Raw genomic sequence first — 12,431 nt, forward strand, 5'->3', positions numbered from 1 at the left:
GTCTACAGTTACTTGAATGGTGGGAAGTTTCTTGACTTCTGGAACATTTTTGACCGCGGCGACCTGCGGCGACCAAAGCGCGGAGCTGAATGCAATTCCGCAGAGCAGGGTTGTCTGGACCGAACCCGCCATCCAACCAAAACGCAACTTACCCAGCCGCGATCCTTGCGAAGTCATGCCTTGTCCCCTATGAGGCTCACGCGTTGCACGCGAGCGATGCGGTGTTGACACTACCAATGCCTTTGGCTTAAAGGCAACTACGCAAGAAATTTCGCTTTTAGAACTAGTTTTTACGCAAATCTCTTCGCTCGCCTGCAGAGACCCGGCGGGTCATGGATCGCCAATAACTCCATTTGGAAGATGCGCGGACACGCTCCGGCCGCCCTTGCCATGAGGAGGTATAGGAGCAACACCTGTTTGTGGGTTTGAAATTGCCTCAGAGACAGGGGCTGGTCGACCACACACAAGTGTCCTCGTCGCTAGACCAGTCCACCTCGTATCCGCTTCTGGCGACCCAATGGGTGGTGGCAGCGCAACCGGGGGGCGCGCACTCATGCAGCTGTCGTGGTGCTTGCGCCTGTCGGCACACCAAGCAGGTGTTGCAGGGCCTCGCTTGGCAGGCCCACTTTCTCCTACGGCCCCACGCTGGCCACGTTATAATTTGACGTTACGGTCCAGCTATGCGTTCGCGAGCAGCACGCCGCGCATCGCTCTTGTCCGTTCCCGCCGGTCGCCTGGAGCGGCGCGGCTCCACGCCTGCGAGAGGTCCTGAAGTGTCCGATAGCCCGAAGATCATCTACACGCTGACCGACGAAGCGCCCTTCCTCGCGACCCAGTCGCTGCTGCCGATCGTGCAGGCGTTCGCGCATACGGCGGGCATCGAGGTTCAGACGCGCGACATCTCGCTGGCCGGGCGCATCCTGTCGCAGTTTCCCGAGTACCTGAAGGACGACCAGAAGATCGCCGACGACCTGGCCGAGCTCGGCCAGCTGGCCACCACGCCCGAGGCCAATATCATCAAGCTGCCCAACATCAGCGCCTCGGTGCCGCAGCTCAAGGCCGCCATCAAGGAGCTGCAGGCGCAAGGCTACGCGCTGCCGGACTACCCGGACGAGCCGCACGGCGACGTGGAGAAGTACAACGTCAAGGCGCGCTACGACAAGGTCAAGGGCAGCGCGGTCAACCCGGTGCTGCGCGAGGGCAATTCGGATCGCCGCGCGCCGCTCTCGGTGAAGAACTACGCGCGCAAGCATCCGCACAAGATGGGCCCGTGGAGCGCCGACTCGAAGACGCGCGTGGCGCACATGGACGGCGGCGACTTCTACGGCAGCGAGCAGTCGGCGACGATGGACAAGGCTGGCAGCCTGAAGATCGAACTGCTCGCGAAGGACGGCACCGCCACCGTGCTCAAGGAAACGGTCGCCGTGCAGGCGGGCGAGATCGTCGACGCCGCGGTCATGAGCCGAGCCGCGCTGGCGCGTTTCGTCGACGCCGAGATCGCGCGGGCCAAGGCCGACGGCGTGCTGTTCTCGCTGCATCTGAAGGCCACCATGATGAAGGTCTCCGACCCGATCATGTTCGGCGTGGTGGTGGGCGAGTTCTACAAGGACGTGCTCGGCAAGCACGCGGCCGAGCTCAGGCAGATCGGCTTCGACGCCAACAACGGCATCGGCGACCTCTACGCGCGCCTGGCCCAGCTGCCGGAAGACAAGCAGGCGGCGATCAAGGCGGACATCCAGGCCGAGTACGCCAAGCGCCCCGCGGTGGCAATGGTCAACTCGGACAAGGGCATCACCAACCTGCACGTGCCCTCCGACGTGATCGTCGACGCCTCGATGCCGGCGATGATCCGCGACTCCGGGAAAATGTGGAACGCGCAGGGCCAGCTGCAGGACACCGCGGCGCTGATTCCCGACCGCTGCTACGCCGGCATCTACCAGGCGGTGATCGAGGACTGCAAGGCACACGGCGCGTTCGACCCAGCCACCATGGGCTCGGTGCCCAACGTGGGCCTGATGGCGCAGAAGGCCGAGGAGTACGGCTCGCACGACAAGACCTTCCAGGCCGCCTCCGCCGGCACGGTGCGCGTGACCGACCAGGATGGCCGCACGCTGTTCGAGCACGCGGTCGAGGCCGGCGACATCTGGCGCATGTGCAACACCCGCGACGCGGCGATCCGCGACTGGGTCAAGCTCGCCGTCACCCGCGCGCGCCTGAGCTCCACGCCTGCCGTGTTCTGGCTGGATCCTGCGCGCGCGCACGATGCGCAGCTGATCGCCAAGGTCGAGCGTTACCTCAAGGAGCACGACACCGCGGGCCTGGATATCCGCATCCTGCCGCCGGTCGAGGCGATGGCCTTCTCGCTTTCGCGCATCCGCAAGGGCCAGGACACGATCTCGGTGACCGGCAACGTGCTGCGCGACTACCTCACGGATCTCTTCCCGATCATGGAGCTGGGCACCAGCGCCAAGATGCTTTCGATCGTGCCGCTGATGGCCGGCGGCGGCCTGTTCGAGACCGGCGCCGGCGGCTCGGCGCCCAAGCACGTGCAGCAGTTCCTGGAAGAGGACTACCTGCGCTGGGACTCGCTGGGCGAGTTCCTCGCGCTGGCCGCCTCTTTCGAGCACCTGGCCGAGCGCTACGGCAACCGGCGCGCCGCCGTGCTGGCCAAGGCGCTGGACCAGGCCAACGGCAAGATCCTGGACAACAACAAGTCGCCCGCGCGCAAGGTCGGGGAGCTGGACAACCGCGGCAGCCACTTCTACCTGGCGCTGTACTGGGCGCAGGCGCTGGCCGCGCAGGACGAGGACGCGCAGCTTGCGGCCACCTTCGCGCCGCTGGCCAAGGCGCTGGCCGACGACGAAGCGACCATCGTGGCCGAGTTGAACGGTGCGCAGGGCAAGCGCGTGGACATCGGCGGCTACTACCACCCGGACCTTGCGCGCACCGGCGCCGCGATGCGGCCCAGTGCGAGCTTCAACGCCGCGCTCGCCAAGCTGGGCAAGTAGCGCCATGCGGGGCCACCGGCTGGCGCTGGGGTGGATGCTGGCGCTGGCCGGCGGCGCGCCGTTGCACGCGCAGTCGGCGCCGGCCGCTGCGTCCACCGTGAACGCGGTGGACCTGCCGACGGTCTCGGTCAGCGGCGTGCAGCCCGGGCCGGGCCTGTGGAAGATCAGCCGCGGCGGTCACGTGATGTGGGTGCTGGGCCTGGTGCCGGCGATGCCTGCCCAGGTGCAGTGGCGCTCGGACGACGTGGCCGCCGCGATCGCCGGCTCGCAGGAGCTGCTCGAGCCGCCGCACGCCGAATTCGAGGTCAAGGCGGGGTTCTTCGCCAAGCTGTTCCTGCTGCCCTCGGCCTATGCGGCGCGCAAGAACGAGGATGGCCGGCGCCTGCAAGAGGTGCTGCCCGCGCCGCTGTACCAGCGCTGGCTGGCGCTCAAGGCGCGCTTCATCGGCCATGACAACGGCATCGAGCGCTGGCGGCCCATGTTCGCCGCGATGGAACTGGAAAAGCGCGCACGCAACGCCTACGGCCTGACCGGCGATGCGGGCGTGCGCAAGGCGGTCGATGCGCTGGCCGAACAGCACGGCGTGCCGCGCATACACGCCGACTACAAGGTGGTGATCGAGCATCCGCGCGACGCGCTCAAGGCCTTCCGCAAGGCCGGGCCGCAGGACGTGGAGTGCTTCGCGCGCACGCTCGACAGTGTCGAGCACGACCTGCCGGCGATGAGCGCGCGCGCCGATGCCTGGGCCGTCGGCGACGTCGAGGCGCTGCGGGGCATGCCCGACAGCCAGGCGCGCGATGCCTGCGTGCAGGCGCTCTCGGCGGCCGGGTTCGCCCGCCAGCTGGGCATGGCCGACGTGCCGGCGAAAGTCGTCGCCACCTGGGTCGCCGCCGCACGCGAGGCGCTCATCACCCACCAGCAGACCTTCGCCCTGCTGCCGATCGACGAGTTGCTGCGGCCGGGCCCCTACCTGCAGGCGCTGCGGGCGGACGGCGACACGATCGAGGCGCCAGACGACGCAGGGCCGGAGGCGGGCGAAGCCTCACCCGCCAAGCCCGCATCCGGCGGCTGAAGGCTCAGGCTTCCGCGCTGGCCATGTCCAGCTGCGCGATCTCGTCCGGCGCCAGCGAGAGCCGCACCGCACCCAGCAGCTCGTGCAACTGCTCCACGCGGGTGGCGCTGGCGATCGGCGCGGTGAGGCCGGGGCGGGCGATCAGCCAGGCCAGCGCCACCTGCGCGGGCGTGGCGTGGTGCGCAGCGGCGACCCCGTCCAGCGCGGCGAGCACGCGCAAGCCTTGCGGGTTGAGGAAGCGCCTGGCCGCGCCGCCGCGTGCGCTGCTCTTGGCCAGATCCGCCTCGCTGCGGTACTTGCCGGAGAGGAAGCCGCTGGCCAGCGCGTAGTAGCTGATCACGCCGACCTGCTCTCGACGCACCAGCGGCTCCAGCTCGCGCTCGTAGCCGGCCCGACGCAGCAGGTTGTATTCGGGTTGCAATGACTCGTAGCGCGGCAGGCCGTGCTCGGCCGACACCCGCAGCGCCTCGGCGAAGCGGTCGGCGGTGTAATTGGAGGCGCCGATCGCGCGCACCTTGCCCTGCTCGATCAGCCGTCCGAACGCGCCCAGCGTCTCGGCCAGCGGCACCGAGGCGTCGTCCTCGTGGGCCTGGTAGAGGTCGATGCAATCGATCTGCAGGCGCCTGAGCGAGCCTTCCACCGCCTGCTGGATGTTGACCGGCGACAGGCCCGGCTGCTCGGCCCACTTGGCCACCTTGGTGGCGATCACCACCTTGTCGCGCTTGCCGCTGGCCTTGAGCCACCGGCCGATGATCGTCTCTGACTCGCCGCCCCGGTTGCCCGGCACCCACGCCGGATAGACGTCCGCCGTATCGACGAGGTTGAAGCCGGCATCGACGAAGGCGTCGAGCAGTTCGAAGGCGCGCGGTTCGTCCACGCTCCAGCCGAACACGTTGCCGCCGAAGGCGAGCGGGGCGATGGAGAGCGGCGAGCGGCCGAGCGGACGCAGTTGCATGGTGATTCCTGTCGCAGCGGGGATCCTTATGCAGATGGAGCGGCGCCCGCAGGGAATCAAGCGTTGCCTGGTGCGCGCGACCCGCCAGGCAACGCCGTGGACTGTGGGACTAGCCGATCAGCGCGGCGCGCACCACCGCGCGCCAGCGCAGCATCGGCGCTACCGGCTTGGCGGCGGGCGCACGGCGGCCGCGCGTTGCCGGCGCGTCTTCGCGCCAGCGCAGTTCGGTGGTCGGCAGGGTGTGGCCGTGCAGGTACAGCAACTGCTTCCAGAGCGGTTTCATGGGGAAGTCCGATGGGGTTGTTGCTTTGGGGTGCGCTCAAGGTACGCCGCGGGCGAGGGGCCAAAAAGCGATATATTCGCAAGTCAGCCTTGACCGGAATTCAAGGGTGAGGGCGTTGAACCGGGCTGCCGCCGCGCTGCGGCAGGCCGCCTGCCTGGCAAGGAGGAGCACCGATGAAAGGCATCCGCTGGAGGGCGCCGCGCCGCGCCTCTTTCACCCCGAGCCCGTTTCTTTTGGGCCTGTTTCTTTGCCTGTCTCTCATGGGCCTGTTCACCCTGGATGCGATGGCCACCGCCGCCGCCGCGGCGTCGCCCTCGCCGGCCGGCCCGTCCGCCTCGCCCGACGCCCGTGCGCATGCCCTGCTCGCCCGGATGACGGAGGCGGAAAAGTTCCAGCTCATCCGCAGCGCGTTCGGCGAGCCCGACGCGGCGCATGGCCTGGCCAAGCCGGCCGGCGCGCTCGGCTCGGCCGGCTATGTCGCCGGCATACCGCGGCTGGGCATCCCCGCGCAGCAATTGAGCGACGCCGGCCTGGGCGTGGCCAACCCGATCAACGTGCGCCCGGGCGACGGCGCCACCTCGCTGCCTGCGGGCCTTGCCACCGCGGCCAGTTGGGACCCGCAGGTGGCCTATGCCGGCGGCGCGATGATCGGCGACGAGGCCTGGCGCAAGGGTTTCAACGTGCTGCTGGCCGGCGGCATGGATCTCGAGCGCGAGCCGCGCAACGGCCGCAATTTCGAGTACGCGGGCGAGGACCCGCTGCTGGCCGGCACGATGGTCGGCGCCGCGGTGCGCGGCATCCAGGACCAGCACGTGCTCGCCACCGTCAAGCACTACGCGCTCAACGACCAGGAAACCGCGCGCAACACCATCGACGCACGCATCGACGAGAAGGCCATGCGCGAGTCCGACCTGCTCGCCTTCGAACTGGCGATCGAGCGCGGCAAGCCCGGCGCGGTGATGTGTTCCTACAACAAGGTCAACGGCGACTGGGCCTGCGAGAACCGCTTCCTGCTCGAGCAGGTGCTCAAGCATGACTGGGCCTATCCCGGCTACGTGATGTCCGACTGGGGCGCGGTGCACAGCGCGGCGAAGGCCGCCAATGCCGGGCTCGACCAGGAATCGGCCGCCGAGGCGTTCGACAAGGAGGTCTACTTCGGCAAGCCGCTGGAGCAGGCGGTCGCGCGCGGCGAGGTGAGCCAGGCGCGGCTGGACGACATGGCCCTGCGCATCCTGCGCAGCATGTTCGCGGTGGGCCTGATGGACCATCCGCCGCAGCCGGGGCCGATCGACCAGCAGGCCCACCTGGCGGTGGCGCAGCACGCGCTGGAGGCCGGCGCGGTGCTGCTGCGCAACCAGGAGGCGTTGCTGCCGCTGGCAAGCGAACTGAAGTCGATCGCCGTGATCGGCGGCCATGTCGACAAGGGCGTGATGGCCGGCGGCGGCTCCTCGATGGTGACGCCATACGGCGGCAATGCGGTGCCGGGCCTGAAGCCGGCGACCTGGCCGGGGCCGGTGACGTTCGATCCGTCCGCGCCGCTGGCCGCGGTCCAGGCGCTCGCCAGCGGAGCGAAGGTGGGCTTCGCCAGCGGCGACGACGTGGCCGCGGCCGCCGCGCTGGCCGCGCAGGCGCAGGTTGCGGTGGTGTTCGTCACGCAGTGGGCGGCCGAGTCGTTCGACGCGGCCGACCTCAAGCTGCCCGGGAACCAGGATGCGCTGGTGGATGCGGTCGCCCGGGCCAATCCGCATACGGTGGTGGTGCTCGAGACCAACAGCCCGGTGGCGATGCCGTGGCTCGATCGCGTGGGCGCCGTGCTGCAGGCCTGGTATCCGGGCAGCGCCGGCGGCCCGGCCATCGCGAACCTGCTGTTCGGCAAGGTCGATCCGTCCGGCCGGCTGCCGATCACCTGGCCGCGCGCACTGGACCAGTTGCCGCGACCGCAGTTGCCGGGCGCCACGGCCGGCATGGCCGCGGCGACCAGCGTCGACTACGGCATCGAAGGCGCCGACGTCGGCTACCGCTGGTTCCAGCGCACGCACCGCGAGCCGCTGTTCCCGTTCGGCTTCGGCCTTTCCTACACCCGCTTCGCCCACGGCGAGCCGGCGGTGGAGGTGCGCGACGGCCGGCCGCGCGCGCGCGTGACCGTGCGCAATACGGGCAAGCGCGCCGGCGCGGACGTGGTGCAGATCTACGTGCAGGTGCCCGGCTCGCCGGTCCGCCGTCTGGCCGGCTTCGGCAAGGTGGCGCTGGCGCCGGGGCAGGCGCGCGAGGTGAGCATCGAGCTGGAGCCGCGCCTGCTGGCCGATTTCGACACGGTGACGCGGCGCTGGGTGATCCACGCGGGCCGCTACGCGGTCTACGCCGGCCGCTCGGCCACCGAGCTTTCGGCGCCGCACTACGTGCAGTTGTCCGAACGCCGCCTGTAGCGCCGGAGCGCCCGATGAGCCAGATCCCGCTGGGCCTGCTGCAGCAGTTCGTGCGCGTCGCGCGTCTGGGCAATCTTTCGCGCGCCGCGGCGCAGGCCCACCTCACCGTCAGCGCGCTGAGCCACCAGGTGCGCCAGCTGGAGGATCGGCTCGGTCGCCGCCTGTTCGAGCGCGGGCCGCGCGGGGTGACGCTCACAACCGAAGGCTGCAGCCTGCTCGAGGCGGTGGGCGGGCACTTCGACGGCATCGACCACGCCCTCGCGCGCTACCGCGAGCGCCGGCACGACTCGCTCACCCTGAGCGCGAGCTCGGGGATCATGTCCAGCTGGCTGGTGCCGCGTCTGCCGGATTTCGTCGCGGCGCACCCGGAGCTGGAATTGAACCTGCAATCGAGCTCCACGCTGGTGGACTTCGAGCGCGAGCCGGTCGACGTGGCGCTGCGCTACGGCCGCGGCCAGTGGGACGGCCTGCGCAGCGAGCGACTGTTCGGCGAATGGCTGGCGCCGGTCGCCACGCTCGAGCTGGTCGCGCGCATGGGCGCGGCCGACCCGCAGGAGCTGGCCGCATGGCCGCTGCTGGGCGACCCGGGCAACCGCTGGAACGACTGGTTCGCGCACTTCGGCGGCGAGCCGCCGAAGCGCTACGTGGCGCACTTCGACAGCACCGACGCGCTGCGCCATGCAGCACTGGAAGGCCTTGGCGTGGCGCTGGGGCGGATGGTCACCTCGCGCTCGCTGATCGACGCCGGCCGGCTGGTGGTGCTGGGCGAGCGCTACATGTCCGTGCGCGAAGCCTACTGGCTGGTGTATCCGCCGCGCTCGCAGGAACATCGCGGCCTGCAGGTGTTCCGCGACTGGCTGCTCGCCGAGGCCGACGCCTACTGCACGCAGATGCCGCGCTTGCGCGAGGGCGAAGCGGCCAGCGCCTGATGCCGCGCGGGCCGGCGGTTTCTTCCGCGGCGGCCGCGCGGCATGATCGGCGTTTGCCCTCACCCGCTGGAGCCGCCCCATGAAATCCCGTGCCGCCGTCGCCTGGGAAGCAGGCAAGCCGCTGTCGATCGAGGAAGTGGACGTGGCCGGTCCCAAGGCCGGCGAGGTGCTGGTGCGCATCGTCGCCACCGGCGTCTGCCACACCGACGCCTTCACCCTTTCGGGCGCCGATCCGGAAGGCCTGTTCCCGGCGATCCTGGGCCACGAGGGCGGCGGCATCGTCGAGGAGGTCGGCGAGGGCGTGGCCACGCTGGCGGTGGGCGACCACGTCATCCCGCTGTACACGCCCGAGTGCGGCACCTGCGAATTCTGCCGCTCGGGCAAGACCAACCTGTGCCAGCGCATCCGCGCCACCCAGGGCCAGGGCCTGATGCCCGACGGCACCTCGCGTTTTTCCAAGGACGGCAGGGCGATCCGCCACTACATGGGCACCAGCACCTTCAGCGAGTACACCGTGCTGCCGGAGATCGCGCTGGCGAAGATCGACAAGGCCGCGCCGCTGGAAAAGGTCTGCCTGCTCGGCTGCGGCATCACCACCGGCATCGGCGCGGTGCTCAACACGGCGAAGGTCGAGCCGGGCGCCAGCGTGGCGGTATTCGGGCTGGGCGGCATCGGCCTGTCGGTAGTGCAGGGCGCGGTGATGGCCAAGGCCGGGCGCATCGTGGTGGTCGACACCAACCCGTCCAAGTTCGACATGGCGCGCCTGCTCGGCGCCACCGACTTCGTCAACCCGAAGGACCATCCGGACACGCCCATCCAGCAGGTGATCGTCGAGCTCACCGGCGGCGGCGTGGACTATTCGTTCGAGTGCATCGGCAACGTGGAAGTGATGCGCTCGGCGCTGGAGTGCTGCCACAAGGGCTGGGGCGAGTCGATCATCATCGGCGTGGCCGGCGCGGGGCAGGAGATCCGCACGCGGCCGTTCCAGCTGGTCACCGGGCGCGTGTGGCGCGGCTCGGCGTTCGGCGGCGTCAAGGGCCGTTCGCAGCTGCCCGGCTACGTGGAGCGTTACCTGGCCGGCGAGATCCGCATCGACGAGATGGTCAGCCAGGAGCTGCCGCTGGAGCGCATCAACGAAGCGTTCGACGCGATGCACGCGGGCACGGTCATCCGCTCGGTGATCCGCTATTGATCCTATCCTTCCCCCGCGTCCGCGGGGGAAGGATAGGGACGCGGCCCTCCGCTAGAATGCGCGCGCTTCCGGCACCCTGAAGGAATTCCATGCAACGCACCGCCATCCTGGTCGACGGCGCCTTTTTTCTTGCCCGTTACCGCAAGGTGTGGGGCGAGCGCGACGCCAGCGACGCGCGCACGGTGGCCAAGACCGCGTTCGGCATGGCGCTGGAGCACCTGAAAGCGCTGGACCGACCGCGGGAGGCGCTCTACCGCATCTTCTTCTATGACTGCCCGCCGCTGGAGAAGGTGCTGGTGCGCCCGCTCAGCGGCGAGGCGGTCGACTTCTCGCGCACGGGCGCAGCCGCGTTCCGCCGCGAACTGCACGACCAGCTGCGCCGGCAGCGCAAGCTGGCGCTCAGGCTGGGCCGGCTGGCCGAGCGCGGCGAGTGGAAGCTCAGGTTCCACGCCTACCAGCAGCTGCGCGAGGGCACGCTGGCATGGGCGGACCTGGGCGACGAGCATTTCGAGCCGGACATGCGCCAGACCCAGGTCGACATGAAGATCGGCATCGACATCGCGGCGCTGGCCTACAAGCGGCTGGTCGATCAGATCGTGCTGGTCGCCGGCGATGCCGATTTCATTCCCGCGGCCAAGCTCGCCCGCCAAGAAGGAATCGACTTCATACTCGATCCGATGTGGCAGGGTATCGCCCCGGACCTGCACGAGCACATCGACGGCCTGCAGTCGGTCTGCCCGCGCCCTTTCTGAAATTCCAAGCGTTTCCCACGCGCGGCCCATACGGAGATCACCATGAAGACGCTGCTGCTTTCAGCCTTCTGCACCGCCGCCCTGCTGGCCGGCCCGGCCCGGGCGCAGGACCAGCCCGCCGACGCCCTGGTGCCGCCGACCAGCGCCAGCGACTACACCGCGGCCCAACTGGACCAGGTGATCGCCGGCGACTGGCGGTCGGCCGCCCACCGCGCGCGCGACGTCTACCGGCACCCGAAGGCCACGCTGGAATTCTTCGAGGTGCGCCCGGACCAGACGCTGATCGAGATCACCCCCGCCGGCGGCTGGTATGCGGAGATCCTCGCGCCGCTGCTGCGCGACAACGGCCGCTACGTCGCGGCCGAAACCCACCCGACCGCCGGTGCGGAGGCGCGCAACGACGACGACGCGCTGCGCAGGCTCTTCGCCGCGCACCCGGCGCAGTTCGACCATGCCGCGATCGTCGCCTTCGATCCGAAGGCGCCGGTGCTCGGTCCGCCGGCCTCGGCCGATCGCGTGCTGACCTTTCGCAACGTGCACAACTGGGCGATGGCCGGCAACGCGCCGGCGATGTTCAAGGCCTTCTTCGCCGTGCTCAAGCCCGGCGGCGTGCTCGGCGTGGTCGACCATCGCGCCGACCAGGGCGCCACGTTCGAGCAGGTCAAGAGCAGCGGCTACCTGCCGGTGGACTACGTCGTCAAGCTGGCGACCGACGCCGGCTTCGTGCTGGACGGCAGCAGCGAGATCAACGCCAATCCCAAGGACGACCACGACCATCCCAAGGGCGTGTGGACGCTGCCGCCGACGTTCGCGCTGGGAAATCAGGACAAGGCCGACTACCAGGCGATCGGCGAGTCCGACCGCATGACCCTGCGCTTCGTCAAGCCGGCCGCGCCGGCGCACGCGGGATCGGCGCCGTAGGGCCCGTGCTGATCGCGCTCAACAAGCCCTACGGGGTGCTCTGCCAGTTCTCCGGCGACGGCAGCCGTCCCACGCTGGCCGGCTACGTGGGCGAAAAGGACGTCTATCCGGCGGGGCGGCTGGACCACGACAGCGAAGGCCTGTTGCTGCTCACCGACGAGGGCGGCCTGGCGCACCGGCTGACCGATCCGAAGCACAAGCTGCCCAAGACCTACCTGGTGCAGGTGGACGGTGCGATCACCGACGAAGCGCTGGCCGCCCTGCGCCGGGGCGTCGTGCTCAACGACGGGCCGACGCTGCCGGCCGGCGCCGAGCACGCGGCCGAACCGGACTGGCTGTGGCCGCGCGATCCGCCGGTGCGGTTCCGCAAGGCCATTCCCACCAGCTGGGCCAGCGTCACCCTGCGCGAGGGGCGCAACCGCCAGGTGCGGCGGATGACGGCGGCGGTCGGTTTTCCCACCCTGCGGCTGATCCGCGTGCGGGTGGGCGACTATGCCCTGGACGGCCTGCCTCCCGGCCAGACCCGTCGCCTGCTCTAGCGCGGGCGGGTGTGTGCGGGCCCGGAGCGAGGCGCAAGCCTGGGGCGGTCCAGACCGGGTGCGCAAGGTGCGCTGGCCGTTCTTCACCCGCGTTGGCCGCATCGCCTGATCCCTCCTTGAGTCCGCCTGCAGCTCCCTCTCCCCTCCGGGGAGAGGGTTGGGGTGAGGGGTCGGGGCTTGCGGGGATACCGGCGAGCACTCTGTCGCTCCAGAGCATCCGATCGCCTTCGGCGCTCGGGTCACTTTCTTTGCTGGCCCACGCCCGCGCCCGGAGCGCGGGCGAACAGCGAAGCTGGCCCGAAGGGCGAAGGGCAGGATGCCCGGAGTAAAGAAAGTAACCAAAGAAACGGCCTG

10 protein-coding genes are annotated in these 12,431 nt (G+C 69.8%); 8 read left to right on the forward strand and 2 right to left on the reverse strand.

Going from position 1 to position 12,431, the window contains the following annotated elements; translation table 11 throughout:
- Positions 1–773: 773 nt before the first annotated feature.
- Positions 774–3,008: an NADP-dependent isocitrate dehydrogenase gene (locus VGU03_RS14250; RefSeq protein ID WP_327481620.1), complete on the forward strand. Its 2,235-nt coding sequence runs from the start codon at positions 774–776 to the stop codon at positions 3,006–3,008.
- 4 nt (positions 3,009–3,012) lie between these two features.
- Positions 3,013–4,080 carry a TraB/GumN family protein gene (locus tag VGU03_RS14255; RefSeq protein WP_327481622.1) on the forward strand — a complete coding sequence of 356 codons (1,068 nt, stop codon included), beginning with the start codon at positions 3,013–3,015 and terminating at the stop codon, positions 4,078–4,080.
- A gap of 4 nt (positions 4,081–4,084) precedes the next feature.
- Here VGU03_RS14255 and VGU03_RS14260 read toward each other — a convergent pair whose 3' ends face one another.
- Complete coding sequence (locus tag VGU03_RS14260) at positions 4,085–5,035, reverse strand: aldo/keto reductase (protein ID WP_327481624.1); 951 nt, start codon at positions 5,033–5,035, stop codon at positions 4,085–4,087.
- 109 nt (positions 5,036–5,144) lie between these two features.
- Positions 5,145–5,318, reverse strand: coding sequence for a hypothetical protein (locus VGU03_RS14265; RefSeq protein WP_327481626.1), 174 nt, complete (start codon positions 5,316–5,318; stop codon positions 5,145–5,147).
- Positions 5,319–5,578: 260 nt separating this feature from the next.
- Between VGU03_RS14265 and VGU03_RS14270 the strand changes: the two genes are divergently transcribed.
- The 6 genes from VGU03_RS14270 (at position 5,579) to VGU03_RS14295 (ending at position 12,077) form a co-directional block, all read left to right on the forward strand.
- Positions 5,579–7,744 carry a beta-glucosidase family protein gene (locus VGU03_RS14270; protein ID WP_327481628.1) on the forward strand — a complete coding sequence of 722 codons (2,166 nt, stop codon included), beginning with the start codon at positions 5,579–5,581 and terminating at the stop codon, positions 7,742–7,744.
- 14 nt (positions 7,745–7,758) lie between these two features.
- Positions 7,759–8,673, forward strand: a complete 915-nt coding sequence (locus VGU03_RS14275; protein ID WP_327481630.1) for a LysR substrate-binding domain-containing protein — start codon at positions 7,759–7,761, stop codon at positions 8,671–8,673.
- A gap of 79 nt (positions 8,674–8,752) precedes the next feature.
- Positions 8,753–9,865 (forward strand): S-(hydroxymethyl)glutathione dehydrogenase/class III alcohol dehydrogenase, encoded by a 1,113-nt coding sequence (locus tag VGU03_RS14280; protein WP_327481632.1) that lies wholly within the window; start codon positions 8,753–8,755, stop codon positions 9,863–9,865.
- Between the two features lie 89 nt (positions 9,866–9,954).
- On the forward strand, positions 9,955–10,617 hold the full coding sequence (locus VGU03_RS14285) for an NYN domain-containing protein (protein WP_327481634.1): 663 nt from the start codon (positions 9,955–9,957) through the stop codon (positions 10,615–10,617).
- Positions 10,618–10,659: 42 nt separating this feature from the next.
- Positions 10,660–11,538, forward strand: a complete 879-nt coding sequence (locus VGU03_RS14290) for a methyltransferase (protein ID WP_327481636.1) — start codon at positions 10,660–10,662, stop codon at positions 11,536–11,538.
- 5 nt (positions 11,539–11,543) lie between these two features.
- Positions 11,544–12,077: a pseudouridine synthase gene (locus tag VGU03_RS14295; RefSeq protein WP_327481638.1), complete on the forward strand. Its 534-nt coding sequence runs from the start codon at positions 11,544–11,546 to the stop codon at positions 12,075–12,077.
- Positions 12,078–12,431 lie beyond the last annotated feature (354 nt).

Source organism: Frateuria sp. (assembly GCF_035944355.1).
Taxonomy (GTDB): Bacteria; Pseudomonadota; Gammaproteobacteria; order Xanthomonadales; family Rhodanobacteraceae; genus Frateuria_A.